Consider the following 22306-nt stretch of genomic DNA (forward strand, 5'->3'; position numbering starts at 1 on the left):
CAGAAGCTAGATGTCCTTAAGTCGCGTCTCGGTCACCGCGGTGCGCAATCTGCACCCGGTGACCTTCTCCCCCTCCCCTCGAATCAATATCCTTTACGGCGCCAACGGCAGCGGCAAAACCAGTGTTCTGGAAGCCATCCATCTGCTGGGGCTTGCCCGTTCGTTTCGCAGCACCCGACTGTTGCCGGTCATTCAATACGAGCAACTGGCGTGCACGGTCTTTGGCCAGGTTGAACTGGCCGAGGGTGGGCACAGCGCGTTGGGCATTTCGCGGGATCGCCAAGGCGAGTTCCAGATCCGTATCGATGGGCAGAACGCTCGCAGTGCCGCGCAGCTGGCGGAGATATTGCCGCTGCAACTGATCAACCCGGACAGTTTTCGATTGCTGGAAGGTGCGCCGAAGATTCGCCGGCAGTTTCTCGACTGGGGCGTGTTCCACGTGGAACCGCGCTTCATGTCGACCTGGCAGCGCTTGCAGAAGGCCCTGCGCCAGAGAAACTCTTGGCTGCGGCATGGTACACTTGACGCCGTTTCGCAAGCGGTTTGGGACAGGGAACTGTGCCAGGCCAGCGCTGAAATTGATGAATACCGCCGCGCTTATATCAAAGCCTTGAAACCAGTCTTTGAACAAACCTTGAGCGAACTGGTTGAGCTTGAAGGCTTGACCCTCAGCTATTACCGCGGCTGGGACAAGGACCGTGAATTGAGTGCTGTGCTCGCCGGGTCTCTGCAGCGGGACCAGCAAATGGGGCATACCCAGGCCGGACCACAACGTGCTGATTTGCGTCTCAGACTGGGCGCACACAACGCCGCGGACATCTTGTCCCGCGGCCAGCAGAAGTTGGTGGTTTGCGCATTGCGGATTGCCCAAGGGCACCTGGTCAGCCAGGCTCGACGCGGTCAGTGTATTTATCTGGTGGATGACTTGCCGTCCGAGCTGGACGAGCACCACCGTCGCGCGCTTTGCCGCTTGTTGGAAGACTTACGCTGCCAGGTATTTATCACCTGTGTAGATCACGAATTATTGAGGGAAGGCTGGCAGACGGAAACGCCAGTCGCTCTGTTCCACGTGGAACAGGGCCGTATCACCCAGACCCACGACCATCGGGAGTGAAGGCATTGAGCGAAGAAAATACGTACGACTCAACGAGCATTAAAGTGCTGAAAGGCCTGGATGCCGTACGCAAACGTCCCGGTATGTACATTGGTGATACCGACGATGGCAGCGGTCTGCACCACATGGTGTTCGAGGTGGTCGATAACTCGATCGACGAAGCGCTCGCCGGCTACTGCGACGACATCAGCATCATCATCCACCCGGATGAGTCCATCACCGTTCGCGACAACGGCCGTGGCATCCCGGTAGACGTACACAAAGAAGAAGGCGTTTCGGCAGCCGAGGTCATCATGACCGTGCTGCACGCCGGCGGTAAATTCGACGATAACTCCTACAAAGTTTCCGGTGGTCTTCACGGTGTGGGTGTGTCGGTCGTTAACGCCCTGTCGGAAGAGCTGGTCCTGACCGTTCGCCGTAGTGGCAAGATCTGGGAACAGACTTACGTCCACGGTGTTCCGCAAGAGCCGATGAAAATCGTTGGCGACTCCGAAACCACCGGCACGCAGATCCACTTCAAGGCTTCCAGCGAAACTTTCAAGAACATCCACTTCAGCTGGGACATCCTGGCCAAGCGGATTCGTGAACTGTCCTTCCTCAACTCCGGTGTCGGCATCGTCCTCAAGGACGAGCGCAGCGGCAAGGAAGAGCTGTTCAAGTACGAAGGCGGCCTGCGTGCGTTCGTTGAATACCTGAACACCAACAAGACCCCGGTCAACCAGGTGTTCCACTTCAACATCCAGCGTGAAGACGGCATCGGCGTGGAAATCGCCCTGCAGTGGAACGACAGCTTCAACGAGAACCTGTTGTGCTTCACCAACAACATTCCTCAGCGCGACGGCGGTACTCACCTGGTGGGTTTCCGTTCCGCACTGACGCGTAACCTGAACACCTACATCGAAGCAGAAGGCCTGGCGAAGAAGCACAAGGTCGCCACTACCGGTGACGATGCCCGTGAAGGCCTGACCGCGATCATTTCGGTAAAGGTACCGGATCCGAAGTTCAGCTCCCAGACCAAAGACAAGCTGGTGTCTTCCGAAGTGAAGACTGCGGTCGAACAGGAAATGGGCAAGTACTTCTCCGACTTCCTGCTGGAAAACCCGAACGAAGCCAAGCTGGTCGTCGGCAAGATGATCGACGCGGCCCGTGCCCGTGAGGCAGCGCGCAAGGCCCGTGAGATGACCCGTCGCAAAGGCGCACTGGACATCGCCGGCCTGCCGGGCAAACTGGCGGACTGCCAGGAAAAGGACCCTGCCCTGTCCGAACTGTACCTCGTGGAAGGTGACTCCGCGGGCGGCTCTGCCAAGCAGGGACGTAACCGCAGGACCCAGGCGATTCTGCCCCTCAAGGGTAAGATCCTGAACGTCGAGAAGGCACGCTTCGACAAGATGATCTCTTCCCAGGAAGTAGGCACCTTGATCACCGCGCTCGGCTGCGGCATCGGTCGCGAAGAGTACAACATCGACAAGTTGCGCTATCACAACATCATCATCATGACCGATGCTGACGTCGACGGTTCGCACATCCGTACCTTGCTGCTGACCTTCTTCTTCCGTCAGTTGCCGGAGCTGATCGAGCGTGGCTACATCTACATCGCCCAGCCGCCGCTGTACAAAGTGAAGAAAGGCAAGCAAGAGCAATACATCAAAGACGACGACGCCATGGAAGAGTACATGACGCAGTCGGCCCTGGAAGATGCGAGCCTGCACCTGAACGAGGAAGCACCGGGTATCTCCGGCGAAGCCCTTGAGCGTCTGGTGAATGACTTCCGTCTGGTCATGAAGACCCTCAAGCGTCTGTCGCGCCTGTACCCACAGGAGCTGACCGAGCACTTCATCTACCTGCCGGCGGTCAGCATGGATCAACTGTCCGATCACGCAGCGATGCAGGATTGGCTGGCCCAGTACGAAGTGCGTCTGCGCACCGTCGAGAAGTCGGGTCTGGTCTACAAGGCCAGCCTGCGTGAAGACCGTGAGCGTAACGTCTGGCTGCCAGAGGTCGAACTGATCTCCCATGGCCTGTCCAACTACGTCACCTTCAACCGCGACTTCTTCGGCAGCAACGACTACAAGACCGTGGTTTCCCTGGGCGCTCAACTGAGCACCTTGCTGGACGACGGCGCGTACATCCAGCGTGGCGAGCGCAAGAAGCAGGTCACCGAGTTCAAGGAAGCCCTTGAGTGGTTGATGGCCGAAAGCACCAAGCGCCACACCATCCAGCGATACAAAGGACTGGGCGAGATGAACCCGGATCAGCTGTGGGAAACCACCATGGACCCGGGCTCGCGCCGCATGCTGAAAGTGACCATCGAAGACGCCATTGGCGCGGACCAGATCTTCAACACCCTGATGGGTGATGCGGTCGAGCCTCGTCGTGACTTCATCGAGAGCAATGCTCTGGCGGTATCCAACCTGGACTTCTGATTCCGGTCGCCCCGCCATACAAAAGGCCAACGCTCATGCGTTGGCCTTTTTATTTGTTGAGGTCAAAAGATCGCAGCCTTCGGCAGCTCCTACAGGCAGAAATCGATATCCCTGTAGGAGCTGCCGAAGGCTGCGATCTTTTGATTTTTCCCCATCTACAGGCATAAAAAAACCGGCTATATCAGCCGGTTTTTTTACGTCCGAAAAAACTTATGCACGTTTTTATGGGATTTATCATTCTAAGAAATATGTAAAAGAATCATAAAGTTACGTGCAAATAACAACGGTTTTAAAGGAAACGGTACACAGGTTATCCACAGAATCTCAGACAGTCACCTGATCGTTTGAAACCGGCGCTTGCGGAGCCGGTGGCAGTGAGCCCATTTCCCGTTGCATCTGCTCGTTCCAGGCCTGGACCCGGTCGTTCAATTCAGCAATGGCTCGCGGTCCGGTGCCTTCGGCATACATCGGTGTGCCAATGATCACAGTGATGACGCCCTGCTTCTTCGCCCAACCGGTTTTCGGCCAGAACTTGCCGGCGTTGTGCGCAATCGGCAGCACGGGCAATTCGGCGTTGACCGCCAATGCGCTGCCACCGCGCGAGAACTTTCCGATGGTGCCGTAAGGAACGCGCGTGCCTTCGGGGAAGATCAGCACCCAGACATTGTCCTTGAGCAACTCATCGCCTTTCTGCGCTACATGCTTGAGTGCGGCTTTCGGGTTGTCGCGATCGATGGCGATCGGTCGCAGCATGGCCATGGCCCAACCGAAAAACGGCACATAGAGCAATTCACGTTTGAGCACCTGGCTCAGCGGCGAGAAGTAGGCAGAGAGAAAGAACGTCTCCCAGGTGCTCTGGTGGTTCGACTGAATGACGCAAGGCCGTTCAGGGACGTTCTCGGCACCCTTCACTTCGTAGCGGATACCCAGAAACACTTTGCTCAGCCACAAGGCGCAGCGGCACCAGTACACGTTGATGAAGCGATAGCGCGCCTTGAACGGCAGAAACGGCGCGATAAAAAAGCTCAGGCTGCACCACAGCAAGGAGCTGGTGCCCAGCAGCAGGTAAAAGAGGAATGTTCTGATGGCCTGCAGTATCGACATGGTGACGTTTACCAATGCGGGCAATGCCCGTCTATATAAAGCGCACTTCCCTTTCATCCTTTGTCAGGAACAATCGAAGCGCACCACTTATTAACGGCAGTTGTGGATAAGTTCTGCGGCAATCGCCGCCAGATCGTCAAAAATCAAGGTGCCTGCCGGAAGGGTCTTGCCCAAAGTCTTTTCGCCTTTTCCGGTCTTTACCAAAACTGGCTGTGAATCGACGGCTTTAGCGGCTTCCAGGTCACCAAGGCTATCGCCGACGAACCATAGATCAGTCAGCGACACGTTGTAATGTGCGGCGATGTTTTTCAACATCCCGGGTTTCGGCTTGCGGCAATCGCAGCCTTCGTCCGGCCCGTGGGGGCAGTAGACGATCAGGCCGACTTCACCACCCTGCTCCGCCACCAGCGCGCGCAAGCGCTCGTGCATGGCATCCAGGGTAGCGAGGTCGTAGTAGCCGCGAGCGATGCCCGACTGGTTGGTAGCGACGGCTACCGTCCAGCCGGCCTTGCTCAACTGCGCGATGGCTTCGATCGAACCGGGGAGTGGAATCCACTCCTCCACCGACTTGATGTAAGCGTCGGAGTCGTAATTGATCACTCCGTCCCGATCGAGAATCAGCAGTTTCAAACAGTCTTACCCCAGCAACGAAATATCGGCGACGCCGAGGAACAACCCACGCAGACGCGCCAGCAACGCATAACGGTTGGCGCGGACTTTTGCGTCCTCCGCGTTGACCATCACCGCTTCGAAGAACGCATCCACCGGCTCGCGCAGGGCGGCCAGGCGTGCCAGGGATTCGCTGTACTGACGCGAGGCGGCCATTGGCTGTACAGCCTGGTCAGCCTGCTGGATCGCCGAGTACAGGGAGAACTCGTTGGCATTGTCGAAGTACTTGGCTTCCACGACCGTAGGCACCGAACCTTCGACCTTGCTCAGCAGGTTCGACACACGCTTGTTCACCGCGGCCAGGGCAGCGGCTTCCGGCAATTTGCGGAAGGCCTCTACCGCTTGCACGCGCTGGTCGAAGTCCAGGGCCGAGCCCGGCTTCAGGGCACGTACCGACAGGTAGGTGGCGACATCGACGCCTTCGTCTTCGTAACGGGCACGCAGACGGTCGAAGATGAATTCCAGCACCGAGTCGTTGAGGCCGGCAGCCTTGACCTTGGTACCGAACGCATCCACGGCGAAGGCCACGGCCTCGGTCAGGTCCAGATCCAGTTGTTTCTCGATCAGGATGCGCAACACGCCCAGTGCCGCACGGCGCAGGGCATACGGGTCCTTGCTACCGGTTGGCAGCATACCGATGCCGAAAATACCGACCAGCGTATCGAGCTTGTCGGCGATGGCCACGGCCGCACCGGTCAGGGTGGACGGCAGTTCAGCGCCGGCACCGCGCGGCATGTACTGCTCGTTCAGGGCCAGTGCGACATCTTCCGGCTCGCCATCGTTGAGGGCGTAGTAGTAACCGGCGACACCTTGCATCTCCGGGAACTCACCGACCATTTCGGTCGACAGGTCGCACTTCGACAGCAGGCCGGCACGAGCGGCCCATGCGGCGTTGCCGCCGATGCGCTGAGCGATGAACGCGGCCAGTTTGGATACGCGCTCGGCCTTGTCGTAGACGCTGCCGAGTTTTTCCTGGAACACCACGTTCTGCAGGCGCAGGTTGAAGTCTTCGAGCTTCTGCTTCTTGTCTTGCTTGAAGAAGAACTCGGCGTCGGTCAGGCGTGGGCGAACCACTTTCTCGTTACCGGCGATGATCTGCTGCGGGTCTTTACTTTCGATGTTGGCCACGGTGATGAAACGTGGCAGCAACTTGCCGTCGGCATCCAGCAGGCAGAAGTACTTCTGGTTGTCCTGCATGGTGGTGATCAGGGCTTCCTGCGGCACATCGAGGAAACGCTCCTCGAACGAGCACACCAGCGGCACCGGCCATTCAACCAGCGCGGTCACTTCATCGAGCAGGGCCGGTGGAACGATTGCCGTGCCTTCCTGGCGGGTGGCCAGCTCTTCGGTGCGCTTGCTGATGATCTCGCGACGCTCGTTGGCATCTGCCAGCACGTAGGCGGCACGCAGGTCGGCCAGGTAGCTGGACGGCGAACCGATGCGCACGCTTTCCGGGTGATGGAAGCGGTGACCACGGGAATCGCGACCGGCTTTCTGGGCGAGGATGGTGCAGTCGATGACCTGGTCACCGAGCAGCATCACCAGCCATTGGGTCGGACGCACGAACTCTTCCTTGCGCGCACCCCAACGCATGCGTTTCGGGATCGGCAGGTCGTTCAGCGAATCTTCGACGATGGTCGGCAGCAGGCTCGCGGTCGGCTTGCCGGCGATGCTCTGGCTATAGCGCAGTTTCGGGCCGCTCTGATCGATTTCGCTCAGTTCGACGCCGCACTTCTTGGCGAAACCCAGGGCTGCCTGGGTCGGGTTGCCTTCGGCATCGAATGCAGCCTGACGTGGCGGGCCATCGAGGTTGATGCTGCGATCCGGCTGCTGGGTGGCCAGCGAGGTGATCAGCACAGCCAGGCGGCGTGGCGCGGCATAAACGGTTTTGGTCTCGTAGTTCAGGCCGGCAGCTTGCAGGCCCTTGTCGATACCGGCAAGAAACGCCTCGGCCAGGGTATTCAGGGCTTTGGGTGGCAGTTCTTCAGTGCCCAGTTCAACCAGAAAATCCAGAGCACTCATTGTGCAGCCTCCAGCTTGGCCAGTACTTCGTCACGCAGGTCCGGGGTCGCCATCGGGAAGCCCAGCTTGGCGCGAGCCAGCAGGTAGGCTTGCGCAACGGAACGCGCCAGGGTGCGCACACGCAGGATGTATTGCTGACGCGCGGTCACCGAGATTGCCCGGCGCGCATCCAGCAGGTTGAAGGTATGGGAAGCCTTCAACACCATTTCGTAGCTCGGCAACGGCAGCGGCTGGTCGAGCTCGATCAGGCGCTTGGCTTCGCTTTCGTAGAAATCGAACAGTTCGAACAGCTTGTCGACGTTGGCGTGTTCGAAGTTGTAGGTCGATTGCTCCACTTCGTTCTGGTGGAACACATCGCCGTAGGTCACTTTGCCGAACGGACCGTCAGCCCAGACCAGGTCGTAGACCGAGTCCACGCCTTGCAGGTACATGGCCAGACGCTCGAGGCCGTAGGTGATCTCGCCGGTCACCGGGTAGCACTCGATGCCGCCCGCTTGCTGGAAGTAGGTGAACTGGGTCACTTCCATGCCGTTGAGCCAGACTTCCCAGCCCAGACCCCAGGCGCCGAGGGTCGGCGATTCCCAGTTGTCTTCGACGAAGCGGATGTCGTGGACCAGCGGGTCCAGGCCGACATGCTTGAGGGAGCCCAGGTACAGTTCCTGGAAGTTGTCCGGGTTCGGCTTCAGGACCACCTGGAACTGGTAGTAGTGCTGCAGACGGTTCGGGTTTTCGCCGTAGCGGCCGTCAGTCGGACGGCGGCTTGGCTGCACGTAGGCGGCGTTCCAGGTTTCCGGGCCAATGGCGCGCAGGAATGTAGCAGTGTGGAAAGTGCCGGCGCCTACTTCCATATCGTAGGGCTGAAGTACCACACAACCTTGCTCTGCCCAGTATTGCTGGAGGGCGAGGATCAAGTCTTGGAAGGTACGCACGGCTGGCGTAGGCTGGCTCACGAAATTCACCTGTTTCTTGGGCTGCGATTTAAAGAGCGGGAGTATACCCGATTCATTGCTGCGCACGCCCCCTGGAGCCTTATGCCACGCTGCTTTTGGTGTTCCGAAGATCCGCTGTACATGGCTTATCACGATCAGGAGTGGGGCACGCCGCTACGCGATGCGCAGGGATTGTTCGAGTTGCTTTTGCTCGAAGGGTTCCAGGCCGGGCTTTCCTGGATCACTGTGCTGCGCAAACGCGAGCATTATCGTCAGGTGATGTTCGGTTTTGATGTCCAGCGCGTGGCGCAGATGAGCGATGCCGAAATCGACGAGTTGATGCTCGATCCGGGGATCATCCGCAACCGCCTCAAGCTCAACGCGGCCCGGCGCAATGCCCAGGCCTGGCTGGCGCTGGAGGACCCGGTGGCGTTTCTCTGGTCGTTCGTCGGTGGCACGCCTGTGATCAATCATTTCAAGGACCGCAGCGAAGTCCCGGCCGTGACGTCGACGGCCGTGGAAATGAGCAAAGGCCTGAAAAAGGCCGGATTCACCTTCGTCGGGCCGACCATTTGCTACGCGCTGATGCAGGCCTCGGGCATGGTCATGGATCACACCCGGGACTGCGACCGCTACGCGCAGTTGGCGAACGGCGGTTAGAATAGCCGCCTCGCGCACAGCACAAGATCAGGAGTGACCTGTGGATAAGTTTAAAGGCGCCTTGCTGGTAGGCGCTCTGCGGCTGTTTGCCCTGCTTCCGTGGCGGGCCGTGCAGGCCGTGGGCTCGGCGATTGGCTGGGTCATGTGGAAAACCCCGAACCGTTCCCGCGACGTGGTACGGATCAACCTGTCCAAGTGTTTCCCGGACATGGACCCCGCCGCGCGTGAACGTTTAGTCGGACAGAGCCTGAAAGACATCGGCAAGTCCCTGACCGAAAGCGCCTGCGCCTGGATCTGGCCGGCCCAGCGCTCCATCGACCTGGTGCGCGAGGTCGAAGGCCTCGACATTTTGAAGGACGCCCTCGCCTCCGGCAAAGGCGTGGTTGGCATCACCAGCCATCTGGGCAATTGGGAAGTGCTCAATCACTTCTATTGCAGCCAGTGCAAACCGATCATTTTCTACCGCCCGCCAAAATTGAAGGCGGTGGACGAGTTGCTGCAAAAGCAACGGGTGCAACTGGGTAACAAAGTCGCCGCTTCCACCAAGGAAGGCATCCTCAGCGTCATCAAGGAAGTGCGCAAAGGTGGTGCAGTGGGCATTCCTGCTGACCCGGAACCGGCCGAATCCGCCGGGATCTTCGTGCCGTTCTTCGCCACCCAGGCACTGACCAGCAAATTCGTACCCAACATGCTCGCCGGCGGCAAAGCGGTCGGCGTGTTCCTGCATGCGCTGCGCCTGCCCGACGGTTCAGGCTACAAAGTGATCCTCGAAGCCGCGCCGGAGGCCATGTACAGCACCGATACGGCGGAATCCTGTGCGGCCATGAGTAAAGTGGTCGAGCGTTATGTCGGGGCCTACCCGAGCCAGTACATGTGGAGCATGAAGCGCTTCAAGAAGCGGCCACCGGGTGAAGAGCGCTGGTATTGATTCAATTGGCATGATCTGTGGATAACCCTGAATTCGGGGTTATCCACAACCGTTCATCAAAGGGCGCAGAAGATGTCCGAACATCGCAAGTCATTCCGCATCAAGATCAGTCACGAAAACATCGGCGAATGCCTGGGCCAGACGCGCAACCTGTCGACCACCGGGGTTTACGTCAAGCATCCGAAACTGTCGGCGTTGCCCCGGGGGGCGGTGGTCTACGGGCAGGTGCAAGACTTACCCACAGGCGCACCGCGGGTACGCATGGAAGTGGTGTTGGTGGATGCCGAAGGGATTGGCTTGCGCTATCTCTGAACGGTGCGATCCAGCTTTTTCAGAAACACCGTCATTTCCTTTTCTGCCTGCTTGTCGCCATGGTTGCGAGCGGCTTCCAGGCCTTGTTCCCAGGCTTGGCGCGCGGCCGCAAAGTCCGCCAGCGCCAGATGGGCCTTGCCCAGCAGTTTCCACGCCGCCGAATACTTCGGATCGAATTCGACGCAGCGCTGAAAATGCTCCGCGGCCTTGGCGTTCTCCCCCAGATCCAGATAACCCTTGCCCAGGCCGAAGCGCAGCAATGAGTTATCCACACCCTTGGCGAGCATTTTTTCCAGGGATTCGATCATGGGTGGATTCCTTTGAGTGTTGAAAGCGAGGATCAAAAGATCGCAGCCTTGCAGCTCCTACATGGATCGGTGTAGGAGCTGCCGAAGGCTGCGATCTTGGCGATGTTGGATCAGAAGAAGCTCAGCCCCACATGGAACAGCTTCTCCACATCGCGAATATGTTTTTTATCCACAAGGAACAGAATCACATGGTCGCCCGCTTCGATCACGGTGTCATCGTGGGCGATGATCACTTCTTCGTCGCGGATAATCGCACCGATGGTGGTGCCCGGCGGCAGGCCGATGTTCTCGATGGCCTTGCCGATCACTTTGCTGGATTTCGCATCGCCATGGGCAATCGCCTCGATGGCTTCCGCCGCGCCACGGCGCAGCGAGTGCACGCTGACGATGTCGCCCCGGCGCACGTGGGCCAGCAAGGTGCCGATGGTCGCCAGTTGCGGGCTGATGGCGATGTCGATGTCGCCGCCCTGGATCAGATCGACATAGGCCGGGTTGTTGATGATGGTCATCACCTTCTTCGCACCGAGGCGCTTGGCCAGCAGCGACGACATGATGTTGGCTTCGTCGTCGTTGGTCAGGGCGAGGAACAGGTCGGCGTCGGCGATGTTCTCCTCCAGCAGCAGGTCGCGGTCCGAGGCGCTGCCTTGCAACACCACGGTGCTGTCGAGGTGGTCCGAGAGGTGACGGCAGCGTGCCGGATTCATCTCGATGATCTTTACCTGATAACGGCTTTCGATGGCCTCGGCCAGACGCTCGCCGATCTGCCCGCCACCGGCGATGACGATGCGCTTGTAGGTTTCGTCGAGACGGCGCATTTCGCTCATGACCGCGCGAATGTTCGCTTTGGCGGCGATGAAAAACACCTCGTCGTCGGCCTCGATCACGGTATCGCCCTGGGGCAGGATCGGCCGGTCGCGGCGGAAAATGGCGGCCACGCGGGTTTCGACGTTCGGCATGTGTTCACGCAACTGTCGCAGTTGCTGACCCACCAGCGGCCCGCCGTAATAGGCGCGAACCGCGACCAGTTGCGCCTTGCCGTCGGCGAAGTCGATCACTTGCAAGGCACCCGGATGCTGGATCAGACGCTTGATGTAGTTGGTGACCACTTGTTCCGGGCTGATCAGCACGTCCACCGGAATCGCTTCGTTCTGGAACAACTGCTCTTCGCGGGTCAGGTACGCAGCCTCACGAACCCGGGCAATCTTGGTCGGGGTGTGGAACAGGGTATGGGCGACCTGGCAGGCGACCATGTTGGTTTCGTCGCTGTTGGTCACGGCGACCAGCATGTCGGCGTCGTCGGCGCCGGCCTGGCGCAGCACGGTCGGAAACGAACCGCGGCCCTGCACCGTACGGATGTCTAGGCGGTCGCCAAGGTCGCGCAGGCGTTCGCCATCGGTGTCGACCACGGTGATGTCGTTGGCTTCGCTGGCCAGGTGTTCCGCCAGCGAACCGCCGACCTGCCCTGCGCCGAGGATGATGATTTTCATCCAGTCACTCCATTGAATCCGTTTAACCGCGCGCGGCGGCGATCTTGATCAGCTTGGCGTAGTAGAACCCGTCGTGGCCGCCTTCCTGGGCGAGCAACTGGCGACCATGGGGCTGCTTGATGCCGGCCGTCGTGGCGAGGTCCAGTTCACGGGCGCCCGGCGTGCGGGCGAGGAACGCTTCGATAACTTCGGTGTTCTCGGTCGGCAGCGTCGAGCAGGTGGCGTATAGCAGAATGCCGCCGACTTCCAGGGTGTTCCACATGGCGTCGAGCAGCTCGCCTTGCAGCAGAGCCAGCGCGGCGATGTCGTCGGGCTGGCGGGTCAGCTTGATGTCCGGATGACGACGGATCACGCCCGTCGCCGAGCATGGTGCGTCCAGCAGGATGCGTTGGAACGGCTTGCCGTCCCACCACGCCTGCGTGTCGCGGCCGTCGGCGGCAATCAGTTCGGCGCTCAGTTTCAGGCGTTCGAGGTTTTCCCGCACTCGCACCAGACGCTTGGCTTCCAGGTCTACCGCCACCACCCCGGCCAGTTTTGGCTCGGCTTCGAGAATATGGCAGGTCTTGCCGCCGGGTGCGCAGCAGGCGTCCAGTACCCGTTGGCCCGGTGCCAGGTCGAGCAGATCAGCGGCCAGTTGTGCCGCTTCGTCCTGCACGCTGATCCAGCCCTCGGCGAAACCCGGCAGGCTGCGCACGTCGGCGGCGGCTTCGAGCACGATACCGTCACGGCTGTAGACACAGGGTGTGGCGGCGATACCGGCGTCGGTCAGCAAACCGAGGTAGGCATCCCGGCTGTGATGGCGACGGTTGACCCGCAGGATCATTGGCGGATGCGCGTTGTTGGCGGCGCAGATGGCTTCCCATTGCTCTGGCCAGAACGCCTTCAGGGATTTCTGCAGCCAACGCGGGTGGGCCGTGCGCACCACCGGATCGCGTTCCAGTTCGGCGAAAATCGTTTCGCTTTCGCGCTGAGCGTTACGCAGGACAGCGTTGAGCAAGGCCTTGGCCCATGGCTTTTTCAACTTGTCGGCGCAACCGACCGTCTCGCCAATCGCGGCATGGGCCGGGACGCGGGTGTAGAGCAACTGATAGAGGCCGACCAGCAGCAGCGCCTCGACATCGGCATCGGCAGCCTTGAACGGCTTTTGCAGCAACTTGGCCGCCAGCGCCGACAAGCGTGGCTGCCAGCGTGCGGTACCGAACGCCAGGTCCTGGGTGAAGCCGCGATCACGGTCCTCGACCTTGTCCAACTGCGTTGGCAGCGAACTGTTGAGCGAGGCTTTTCCGCTCAGGACGGCGGCAAGTGCCTTGGCGGCGGCCAGACGCGGATTCATTGAACGTCCGCCGCTTGACCGAGGACAGTGCCGGTGGCGAATTTCTCACGGCGGCTGTTGAACAGATCGCTGAAGTTCAGCGCCTTGCCGCCGGGCAATTGCAGACGGGTCAGGCACAACGCCTGCTCGCCGCACGCGACGATCAGGCCATCCTTGCTGGCGCTGAGGATTTCACCGGGTGCACCTTTGCCTTCGGCCAGGTTTGCGGCCAGCACTTTCAGGGCTTCGCCATTCAAGGTGCTGTGGGTGATCGGCCACGGGTTGAAGGCACGCACCAGACGCTCCAGTTCAAGCGCCGGGCGACTCCAGTCGATGCGCGCTTCGTCCTTGTTCAATTTGTGCGCGTAGGTGGCCAGGCTGTCGTCCTGCACTTCGCCTTCCAGCGTACCCGCGGCGAGGCCGGCAATTGCCTGAACCACGGCCGGTGGGCCCATTTCGGCCAGACGGTCGTGAAGGCTGCCGCCAGTGTCTTCGGCGCTGATAGGCGTAGTGACTTTAAGCAGCATCGGCCCGGTGTCGAGGCCGGCTTCCATGCGCATCACGGTCACGCCGCTTTCGGCATCACCTGCTTGCACGGCACGCTGGATCGGCGCCGCACCGCGCCAGCGCGGCAACAGCGAGGCGTGGCTGTTGATGCAACCCAGGCGCGGAATGTCCAGCACCACTTGCGGCAGGATCAGGCCGTAGGCGACCACCACCATCAAGTCCGGTTTCAGCGCGGCGAGTTCGGCTTGCGCGTCTTCGTTGCGCAGGGTTGGCGGTTGCAACACCGGAATGTTGTTCTCCAGCGCAAGCTGCTTGACCGGGCTCGGCATCAGTTTTTGCCCGCGACCGGCCGGACGATCCGGTTGGGTGTAGACCGCGACGATCTCGTAAGGGCTGCTCAGCAGGGCCTTGAGATGTTCGGCGGCGAATTCCGGGGTGCCGGCAAAGACAATGCGCAGTGGCTCAGTCATGGGTGACGTCTCTTGAAAAGAAAAAGGCTTGCCGCAGCAAGCCTTTGAAGATGGGCATCAGGCGTTCTGGCGATGAAGCTTTTCCAGTTTCTTCTTGATGCGGTCGCGTTTGAGCGTGGACAGGTAATCGACGAACAATTTGCCATTGAGGTGGTCGCATTCGTGCTGGATGCACACCGCGAGCAAATCTTCGGCGATCAGTTCGTATGGCTTGCCGTCGCGGTCCAGTGCCTTGACCTTGACCCGTTGCGGGCGATCGACGTTTTCGTAGAAGCCCGGCACCGACAGGCAGCCTTCCTGGTACTGGCCCATGTCGTCGGTCAGCGGTTCGAGCTCGGGGTTGATGAACACTCGAGGCTCGGTGCGGTCTTCGGAGAGGTCCATCACGACGATACGTTTGTGCACGTTGACCTGGGTAGCGGCGAGGCCGATGCCAGGCGCTTCATACATTGTTTCAAACATGTCGTCGACCAACTGACGCACTTCGTCGTCCACTACGGCCACTGGCTTGGCGATAGTGCGCAGACGCGGATCAGGGAATTCGAGGATGTTTAAAATGGCCATAAGCTTGATCAGTGCACGTGTGAAGTAAGGTCGGGTCGATGGCCTGGCGGGTCCGAAGAAATGCAGGCTACCGTTGTAAAACGTAGCTCCCTTCTGTTGACAAGCAAGTTTTGACAAGCAAGCCGGGAGCGAGCCACTGACGGCTCTGGCGTTTCACGCGAATGCACATAATAAAGGGATTCACCGCATGAGGAAATCACTACTCGCCCTGCTGCTCCTGGCTTCGGCAGGCTGGGCGTACGGGCAGGTGCAACTTCGGGAAGATATTCCCACCATAAAGCTGTCGCCTCAGGTTCGCAGCAGCCCGGTGACCGAGGTTATCCCCAGCATTGCGCTCAAATCGATAAACAGCTTTCTGCTGAGCAACCGCATCGTCGACAAGGCCGAGGATTTCACCAAGGCGCCTTACATTGTCGCTGGTGATTCCGAGCGGGTGCTCAGCGGCGCGGGTGATCGCATCTTTGCCCGCGGCCAATTCGATCCGGCGCAACCGGCGTACGGCATCTTCCGTCAAGGCAAGGTCTACACCGATCCGCAGAGCAAGGAAATCCTGGGGATCAACGCCGACGACATCGGCGGCGGCGATGTCGTGGCCATCGAGGGTGACGTCGCCACCCTGGAATTGCAACGCACGACCCAGGAGGTCCGCCTCGGCGATCGCTTGTTCAGCGGTGAAGAGCAGGCGATCAACTCGACCTTCACGCCCAGGGCACCGAGCCACGAAATCAACGGTCTGATCATCGATGTTCCGCGCGGGGTCACGCAGATCGGCGAGTTGGACGTGGTTACCCTGAACAAGGGGCAGCGCGACGGTCTGGTCGAAGGCAATCTGCTGGCAGTGATGAAAACCGGCGAAACAGTGCGCGACCGGATCACCGGCCAGCCATTGAAGATTCCCGATGAGCGCGCCGGTCTGCTGATGGTTTTCCGTACCTACGACAAACTCAGTTATGGGCTGGTGCTCAGCGCTTCACGCTCGCTGTCGGTGATGGACAAGGTACGAAATCCGTAAGAGTGCTTCACAAGTTACCAACAGAGTTATCCACAGCTTATTCCCGTTTGTACGGGTGCTCATAACGATCAAGGATGATCCATGTCGCTGCCTGCCGTTACACCGGTTTCCCCCGCGGAACTGGAAGCTCGTTTACGTCTGCACCGTTTGCCGGAACTCGGCCCGGCGCGTTTCAAGAAATTGCTCGAAGCCTTCGGCTCGGCATCCAAAGCCATCAGTGCACCTGCCAGTGCCTGGCGTGCGCTGGGTTTGCCACTGGCCTGTTCCGAGGCCAGGCGTAGCGCTGAGATCCGGGACGGTGCCAGCCATGCATTGGCCTGGCTGGAGCATCCGGCCCAGCATTTACTGATGTGGGACCAACCGGACTACCCGGCGCTGCTGGCACAAATCAGCGATGCACCACCGCTGTTATTTGTCGCCGGCGATCCCGGCATTCTGGAAAAACCACAACTGGCGATGGTCGGCAGTCGTCGCGCTTCCCGGCCGGGGATGGACACCGCTGCCGCGTTTTCCCGCAGCCTGGCGGGTGCCGGTTTTGTCATTACCAGCGGCCTGGCCCTGGGCATTGACGCCGCCGCACATCAGGCCGCATTGGACATTGGCGGGCAAACGGTCGGTGTGCTCGGCACGGGGCTCGAGAAGTTTTATCCACAGCGAAATAGACGCCTGGCGGACGCCATGATCGCCTCGGGCAGCGCGGTACTTTCGGAGTTCCCGCTGGATGCAGGCCCCAGCGCCGGCAACTTCCCTCGGCGCAACCGGATCATCAGTGGTTTGTCCCTCGGGGTGCTGGTGGTCGAAGCCAGTGTCGCCAGCGGATCACTGATTACCGCGAGGCTGGCAGCGGAACAGGGGCGCGAGGTGTTTGCGATGCCCGGGTCGATCCATCATCCCGGTGCCCGCGGCTGCCATCAGTTGATTCGCGACGGTGCGGTGCTGGTGGAAACCATCGAACATATCCTCGAAGCCTTGCGCGGCTGGCAACGACTGCCGTTATCCACAGAATCCTTTACCCCTGAAACGACTCACCCCCTGTTGAAGTTGCTGCATGCGGCACCTCTGACCAGTGAAGGGTTAGCCGACGCAAGCGGCTGGGCCTTGCCGAAAGTGCTGGCGGCGTTGACCGAACTTGAAATGGACGGTCGCGCTATTTGCGAAAGCGGGCGCTGGTTTGCACGGGTGAGCTAGGTTTTATAAACAAGATCGGTAAACTGCGCAGAGCCTTATTCTGGAGAGTTTTTCATGGTCAACAGTTGGCGTGTGCAACAAGCCGCGCAAGCAATTCGCGCCGGGGCGGTGATTGCCTACCCAACCGAAGCAGTCTGGGGCCTGGGTTGCGACCCGTGGGACGAGGAAGCGGTGGAGCGTCTGCTGCTGATCAAGGGGCGGTCCGAGGATAAAGGGCTGATCCTGGTCGCGGACAACATCCGTCAGTTCGATTTCCTCTTCGATGACTTCCCCGAGTTGTGGATGGACCGCATGGCCAGTACCTGGCCAGGTCCGAACACCTGGCTGGTGCCGCACCAGAACCTGCTGCCGCAGTGGATTACCGGTGTGCATGAAACCGTGGCGCTGCGGGTCAGTGATCACCCACTGGTGCGGGACTTGTGCGCACTGGTCGGGCCGCTGGTGTCGACGTCGGCCAACCCGCAGGGACGCCCGGCGGCACGCACGCGGCTTCGCGTCGAGCAGTACTTCCGTGGGCAGTTGGATCTGGTACTGGGTGGCAATCTGGGCGGGCGCAAGAACCCGAGCGTGATTCGCGATCTGGCGACCGGCAAGGTTGTGCGCCCGGACTGAGACCGGATTGACCTCCTTCGCGAGCAAGCCCGCTCCCACACTGGATCTGTGAACGATACAGATCCAGTGTGGGAGCGGGCTTGCTCGCGAAGGGGCCCTACCAGTCAACTACCCATTCAGGGCAACAGAACCACCGAACCCGTCGTACGCCGTGCCGACAACTCGGTCTGCGCCTTCGCCGCGTCAGCCAGTGGAAAACGCTGACTGATGTCCACGGTCAGCTTGCCGCTGATGATCATCTCGAACAACTCGTCGGCCATGCGTTGCAGGTTCTCGGCGTTGTTCGCATAAGTGCCCAGGGTTGGCCGGGTCACGTACAGCGAGCCTTTCCCCGCCAGGATCCCCAGGTTCACGCCGTCGACCGCACCGGACGCATTGCCAAAACTCACCACCAGGCCACGCGGTGCGGCGCTGTCGAGTGATGTCAGCCAGGTGTCCTTGCCAACGCCGTCATACACCACCGGGACTTTTTTGCCGTCGGTCAATTCCAGCACGCGCTGGGCGACGTTTTCATGGCTGTAGTCGATGGTTGCCCAAGCGCCGTTGGCCTTGGCCAGTGCGGCTTTCTCAGGCGAACTGACCGTACCGATCAGCTTCACGCCCAAGGCCCTTGCCCACTGGCAGGCCAGTGAGCCTACCCCGCCGGCCGCGGCGTGGAACAGGATGGTTTCGCCACCTTTGAGCTCATAAGTCTGACGCAGCAGGTACTGCACGGTCAGGCCCTTGAGCATCACGCCAGCGGCCTGTTCGAAGCTGATGGCGTCCGGCAGTTTCACCAGATTGGCCTCGGGCAACACATGAACTTCGCTATAGGCGCCCAGAGGGCCGCTGCCATAGGCCACGCGATCGCCGATCTTGAAGCGGGTCACGTCGCTGCCGACCGCCTCGACCACGCCCGCACCCTCCGAGCCGAGGCCAGATGGCAGGGATGGCGGCGGGTACAGGCCGCTACGGTAATAGGTGTCGATGAAGTTCAGGCCGATGGCCTTGTTGGTCACGCGCACTTCCTTCGGACCTGGCTCGGCGGGTTGGTAATCCACATACTCGAGCACTTCGGGGCCACCATGGGCGCGGAACTGGATACGCTTTGCCATCGAAACTCTCCATAGGTCGTTTTACCAAGCGCCCTATCGGACTCCTAAGCTTGATTTTCGTCAACTGCGAAGGGGTAACTTGCGATGTTATGCTACGCGCCCATTTGCGCAGGCTGAGCTCCAATGGAGCGCCGCGTTGTTTTGCCCGATTCAAGGTGATGACATGACGACCCGCACCGAGGCCGTAAAAGCCTACCTGCTCGACCTGCAAGACCGTATCTGCGCCGCCCTGGAAGCCGAAGACGGTGGCACGCAATTCGTCGAAGACGCCTGGACCAGGCCGGCCGGCGGTGGCGGTCGCACTCGCGTGATTGAAAACGGCACGGTGATTGAAAAGGGTGGCGTGAACTTTTCCCACGTCTTTGGCAGCGGTCTCCCACCCTCAGCCAGCGCCCACCGGCCGGAGCTGGCGGGCCGTGGCTTTGAAGCCTTGGGCGTGTCGCTGGTGATTCACCCGCACAACCCCCATGTGCCGACTTCCCACGCCAACGTGCGCTTTTTCATTGCTGAAAAAGAAGGTGAAGAACCGGTCTGGTGGTTTGGCGGCGGCTTTGACCTGACCCCGTATTACGGTAACGAGGAAGACTGCATCCACTGGCATCGCATCGCCGAGCAGGCCTGCGCACCGTTCGGCCCGGACGTCTACTCGCGTTACAAGGCCTGGTGCGACAGCTACTTCCACATCAAGCATCGTCACGAGCCGCGTGGCATCGGCGGGTTGTTTTTCGACGACCTGAACGAGTGGGATTTCGACACCAGCTTCGCCTTCATGCGTGCCATTGGCGACGCGTACATCGATGCTTACCTGCCGATCGTGCAGCGCCGCAAGAACGACGCGTTCACGGCTAAACAGCGCGAGTTCCAGGAGTTCCGCCGTGGCCGCTATGTTGAATTCAACCTGGTCTACGACCGCGGGACGTTGTTCGGCCTGCAATCGGGCGGGCGTACCGAGTCGATCTTGATGTCGCTGCCACCGCAAGTTCGCTGGGGCTACGACTGGAAGGCCGAGCCTGGCAGCGAAGAAGCGCGCCTGACCGAGTACTTCCTGCAGGACCGCGATTGGTTGGCCGAAGCTTGAACGAGGAATCCTGATGGACCGTTATGTCGTATTCGGTAACCCGATTGGCCACAGCAAATCACCGTTGATCCACCGCCTGTTCGCCGAGCAGACCGCGCAAAAGCTGGACTACAGCACAATGCTGGCGCCACTCGACGACTTTTCCACCTGTGCCCGGACGTTTTTCCTTGAAGGACGCGGCGCCAATGTGACGGTGCCGTTCAAGGAAGAAGCCTACCGGCTGGCGAACAGCCTGACGGCGCGGGCGCAGCGCGCCGGTGCGGTCAATACCTTGAGCAAACTGGCCGATGGCAGCCTGCTGGGCGACAACACCGACGGTGCCGGGCTGGTGCGGGACCTGACGGTCAACGCCGGATTCAGCCTCAAGGGCAAACGCATCCTGCTGCTCGGCGCTGGCGGCGCGGTGCGCGGTGCTTTGGAGCCGTTGCTGGCCGAAGAACCCGCCTCGGTGATCATCGCCAACCGCACGGTGGACAAGGCCGAGTTGCTCGCGGAGCTGTTCTGCGATCTGGGGCCGGTCTCGGCCAGTGGCTACGACTGGTTGCAGGAGTCGGTGGACCTGATCATCAACGCGACTTCCGCGAGCCTCACGGGCGATGTGCCGCCGATTGCACCGAGCCTGATCGAACCAGGCAAAACGGTGTGTTACGACATGATGTACGGCAAGGAGCCGACCTCGTTCTGCCGCTGGGCCAGCGAACACGGGGCTGCGGTGTCGATGGATGGCTTGGGGATGCTGGCCGAGCAGGCCGCCGAGGCGTTTTTCCTGTGGCGTGGGGTGCGACCGGACACAGCGCCGGTGTTGGCTGAGTTACGTCGGCAGTTGGCCCTTTAACTTCAAAGATCGCAGCCTTCGGCAGCTCCTACAGACATTCACAAAACCTTGTAGGAGCTGCCGAAGGCTGCGATCTGTTTAATCCTCAAACCGGATCGGGCATTTCTCGGCCCCTTCGAGCTTCCTCAGTTCTTCCACCACCTGCGGTCGTGCCCTGCGCAACGTCAGGCTGCGGTCCTGGCGCAGCAATCGTCGCGCTTCCTGGTGCAGCATTTCCACCCCTGAGTAATCGATGAAGTTGATCTGCTGCGCCTCGATCACCACGCGCGCGCCGTGCATGCGTTGCAGGCGTACTTGCAGGTAGTGGCTGGCACCGAAAAAGATCGAGCCGCCGACCCGCAGAATGTCCTCCTCGCCATCGCGTACGTGCTGCACCCGTGGCTGCGATGTGCGTTTGAGATAGAAAAAAAGCGAGGCCAATACGCCGGCGTAGATCGCCGTCTGCAATTCCAGCAGCAGCGTGGCGACGCAGGTCAGCGCCATGACCACGAACTCGGCGCGGCTGACCCGCAACAACGCGCGAATGCCGCGATGGTCCACCAGGCCCCAGGCGATCAACAAAATGCTGCCGGCCATGGCTGGAATCGGTATGTGTTCGATCAACTGCGTGCCGAATAGGGCGAACATCGCCACCCACAGTGCCGAAAAAATCCCCGCCAGCGGTGAGCAGGCGCCGGCCTCGTAGCTGAGACCCGAGCGGGTGAAGGAGCCAGCGGACAGCGATCCGGAAAAAAACGCGCCGACCATGTTCGACAAGCCCTGAGCACGAACTTCCTGGTTGGCGTCGAGTAATTGCTGCGAACGTGCAGAGATCGAGCGGGCAATCGACAGACTGGTGACCAGCCCGAGCATGCCGACCGCCACGGCGCTGGGCAGCAGGCGCAGGATCAGATCGAGATCCAGCGGCAAAGGACTGAAAGGCGGCAGCTTGCCGGTGAAGGCGCTGACCAGTTGCACGTGCCCGAACATCGACGGCCAAAGCCAGACCAGCAATCCGCCAAGGATCAGGGTGATCAGCAGCGTCGGCCAGCGTGGCAACCACAGTTTGAGGATCACGCCCACCACCACTGTTGCCAGTCCCAGCGCCAGCGAAGGTTTGTCCATTTCGCCGAGATGGCGCAATAACGTGATGAAACTGTCCAGCGCGGTGGCTTGGCTGGGTAAGTCCAGTCCCAGCAGGTTAGGCAACTGACCGATGGCAATCACCACGGCAGCACCAAAGGTGAAGCCGAGTACCACCGAGTGCGAGACGAAATTCACCAGCGCGCCAAATCGCAGCAAACCCAGCAGCCATTGAAAGATGCCGGCAAGAAACGTCAGCAACAGGATCAACATGACGTAGTCCTGCGTCGCCGGAACGGCCAGAGGACTGACGCTGGCGTACAGGACAATCGAAATGGCCGCTGTAGGACCACAGATCAAATGCCAAGACGAGCCCCAGAGGCAGGCGATCAGCACCGGGATGATTGCGGCGTACAGGCCGTATTCCGGTGGGAGACCGGCGATGAGCGCGTAGGCAATGGATTGCGGCAACGCCAGAATCGCGCCGCTGAGGCCGACGACCAGGTCCCGGCCGACGCTGGTGCGGGTTTGCTTGGGCAACCAACTGAGGAATGGAAAGAGTGAATGGCGGCTTGGCAGGGCCATGGGGCCTCTCGGTGAATAGACGGCGCAATTA

21 protein-coding genes are annotated in these 22306 nt (G+C 60.4%); 10 read left to right on the forward strand and 11 right to left on the reverse strand.

The window, feature by feature from the left end; genetic code table 11:
* Window positions 1-10: 10 nt before the first annotated feature.
* On the forward strand, window positions 11-1114 hold the full coding sequence (gene recF, locus C9422_RS04525) for a DNA replication/repair protein RecF (protein ID WP_007969883.1): 1104 nt from the start codon (window positions 11-13) through the stop codon (window positions 1112-1114).
* A 5-nt stretch (window positions 1115-1119) separates the two neighbouring features.
* Window positions 1120-3537 carry a DNA topoisomerase (ATP-hydrolyzing) subunit B gene (gyrB, locus tag C9422_RS04530; protein ID WP_007969881.1) on the forward strand — a complete coding sequence of 806 codons (2418 nt, stop codon included), beginning with the start codon at window positions 1120-1122 and terminating at the stop codon, window positions 3535-3537.
* A gap of 324 nt (window positions 3538-3861) precedes the next feature.
* Here gyrB and C9422_RS04535 read toward each other — a convergent pair whose 3' ends face one another.
* The 4 genes from C9422_RS04535 to glyQ all read right to left on the reverse strand — a co-directional run bounded on the left by C9422_RS04535 (window position 3862) and on the right by glyQ (window position 8282).
* A complete protein-coding gene (locus tag C9422_RS04535; RefSeq protein WP_104450370.1) occupies window positions 3862-4641 on the reverse strand; it encodes a 1-acyl-sn-glycerol-3-phosphate acyltransferase in 780 nt (259 codons plus the stop codon).
* A 90-nt stretch (window positions 4642-4731) separates the two neighbouring features.
* On the reverse strand, window positions 4732-5271 hold the full coding sequence (gene gmhB, locus C9422_RS04540) for a D-glycero-beta-D-manno-heptose 1,7-bisphosphate 7-phosphatase (protein WP_007969879.1): 540 nt from the start codon (window positions 5269-5271) through the stop codon (window positions 4732-4734).
* A gap of 6 nt (window positions 5272-5277) precedes the next feature.
* A complete protein-coding gene (gene glyS, locus C9422_RS04545; protein ID WP_104450371.1) occupies window positions 5278-7332 on the reverse strand; it encodes a glycine--tRNA ligase subunit beta in 2055 nt (684 codons plus the stop codon).
* Window positions 7329-8282: a glycine--tRNA ligase subunit alpha gene (gene glyQ / locus C9422_RS04550; RefSeq protein WP_003187265.1), complete on the reverse strand. Its 954-nt coding sequence runs from the start codon at window positions 8280-8282 to the stop codon at window positions 7329-7331. Before glyQ ends, glyS begins: the two co-directional genes overlap by 4 nt.
* An 81-nt stretch (window positions 8283-8363) precedes the next feature.
* Here glyQ and C9422_RS04555 point away from each other — a divergent pair, with 81 nt between their 5' ends.
* The 3 genes from C9422_RS04555 (at window position 8364) to C9422_RS04565 (ending at window position 10161) form a co-directional block, all read left to right on the forward strand.
* On the forward strand, window positions 8364-8921 hold the full coding sequence (locus C9422_RS04555) for a DNA-3-methyladenine glycosylase I (RefSeq protein ID WP_116579831.1): 558 nt from the start codon (window positions 8364-8366) through the stop codon (window positions 8919-8921).
* Between the two features lie 40 nt (window positions 8922-8961).
* Window positions 8962-9849, forward strand: a complete 888-nt coding sequence (locus C9422_RS04560) for a lysophospholipid acyltransferase (RefSeq protein WP_116579832.1) — start codon at window positions 8962-8964, stop codon at window positions 9847-9849.
* Window positions 9850-9921: 72 nt separating this feature from the next.
* The gene (locus tag C9422_RS04565; RefSeq protein WP_015092855.1) at window positions 9922-10161 is read left to right on the forward strand and encodes a PilZ domain-containing protein; all 240 of its coding nucleotides are present in this window, start codon (window positions 9922-9924) and stop codon (window positions 10159-10161) included.
* Here the strand turns inward: C9422_RS04565 and C9422_RS04570 are convergent.
* From C9422_RS04570 to def, 5 genes are all read right to left on the reverse strand, one after another.
* Complete coding sequence (locus tag C9422_RS04570; RefSeq protein ID WP_116579833.1) at window positions 10152-10469, reverse strand: tetratricopeptide repeat protein; 318 nt, start codon at window positions 10467-10469, stop codon at window positions 10152-10154. The genes C9422_RS04565 and C9422_RS04570 overlap by 10 nt on opposite strands.
* A gap of 110 nt (window positions 10470-10579) precedes the next feature.
* Window positions 10580-11956: a Trk system potassium transporter TrkA gene (gene trkA, locus C9422_RS04575; protein ID WP_116579834.1), complete on the reverse strand. Its 1377-nt coding sequence runs from the start codon at window positions 11954-11956 to the stop codon at window positions 10580-10582.
* Between the two features lie 22 nt (window positions 11957-11978).
* Window positions 11979-13289 (reverse strand): 16S rRNA (cytosine(967)-C(5))-methyltransferase RsmB, encoded by a 1311-nt coding sequence (rsmB, locus tag C9422_RS04580; RefSeq protein ID WP_116579835.1) that lies wholly within the window; start codon window positions 13287-13289, stop codon window positions 11979-11981.
* A complete protein-coding gene (gene fmt / locus C9422_RS04585) occupies window positions 13286-14245 on the reverse strand; it encodes a methionyl-tRNA formyltransferase (RefSeq protein WP_116579836.1) in 960 nt (319 codons plus the stop codon). The genes rsmB and fmt overlap by 4 nt, the downstream gene beginning before the upstream one ends.
* A gap of 57 nt (window positions 14246-14302) precedes the next feature.
* Window positions 14303-14809, reverse strand: a complete 507-nt coding sequence (def, locus tag C9422_RS04590) for a peptide deformylase (protein WP_007969867.1) — start codon at window positions 14807-14809, stop codon at window positions 14303-14305.
* Window positions 14810-14996: 187 nt separating this feature from the next.
* On the opposite strand from def, the gene C9422_RS04595 reads away from it, so the two are divergent.
* From C9422_RS04595 to C9422_RS04605, 3 genes are all read left to right on the forward strand, one after another.
* Window positions 14997-15821, forward strand: a complete 825-nt coding sequence (locus tag C9422_RS04595) for a peptidoglycan-binding protein (RefSeq protein ID WP_116579837.1) — start codon at window positions 14997-14999, stop codon at window positions 15819-15821.
* A gap of 81 nt (window positions 15822-15902) precedes the next feature.
* The gene (dprA, locus tag C9422_RS04600) at window positions 15903-17009 is read left to right on the forward strand and encodes a DNA-processing protein DprA (RefSeq protein WP_116579838.1); all 1107 of its coding nucleotides are present in this window, start codon (window positions 15903-15905) and stop codon (window positions 17007-17009) included.
* A 54-nt stretch (window positions 17010-17063) separates the two neighbouring features.
* Window positions 17064-17621 carry an L-threonylcarbamoyladenylate synthase gene (locus C9422_RS04605; protein WP_007969864.1) on the forward strand — a complete coding sequence of 186 codons (558 nt, stop codon included), beginning with the start codon at window positions 17064-17066 and terminating at the stop codon, window positions 17619-17621.
* A 116-nt stretch (window positions 17622-17737) separates the two neighbouring features.
* Here the strand turns inward: C9422_RS04605 and C9422_RS04610 are convergent, their stop codons facing one another.
* Complete coding sequence (locus C9422_RS04610; RefSeq protein WP_007969863.1) at window positions 17738-18715, reverse strand: NADPH:quinone reductase; 978 nt, start codon at window positions 18713-18715, stop codon at window positions 17738-17740.
* Window positions 18716-18878: 163 nt separating this feature from the next.
* Between C9422_RS04610 and hemF the strand changes: the two genes are divergently transcribed.
* Together hemF and aroE are read left to right on the forward strand one after the other, a co-directional pair.
* Window positions 18879-19793 (forward strand): oxygen-dependent coproporphyrinogen oxidase, encoded by a 915-nt coding sequence (hemF, locus tag C9422_RS04615; protein ID WP_007969862.1) that lies wholly within the window; start codon window positions 18879-18881, stop codon window positions 19791-19793.
* A 13-nt stretch (window positions 19794-19806) separates the two neighbouring features.
* Window positions 19807-20628 (forward strand): shikimate dehydrogenase, encoded by an 822-nt coding sequence (aroE, locus tag C9422_RS04620; protein ID WP_116579839.1) that lies wholly within the window; start codon window positions 19807-19809, stop codon window positions 20626-20628.
* A gap of 78 nt (window positions 20629-20706) precedes the next feature.
* Here the strand turns inward: aroE and C9422_RS04625 are convergent, their stop codons facing one another.
* Window positions 20707-22275: a SulP family inorganic anion transporter gene (locus tag C9422_RS04625; protein WP_116579840.1), complete on the reverse strand. Its 1569-nt coding sequence runs from the start codon at window positions 22273-22275 to the stop codon at window positions 20707-20709.
* Window positions 22276-22306 lie beyond the last annotated feature (31 nt).

Origin of the sequence: Pseudomonas sp. B1(2018) (assembly GCF_003097365.1) — a bacterium.
GTDB classification, from domain to species: Bacteria; Pseudomonadota; Gammaproteobacteria; order Pseudomonadales; family Pseudomonadaceae; genus Aquipseudomonas; species Aquipseudomonas laurylsulfatiphila.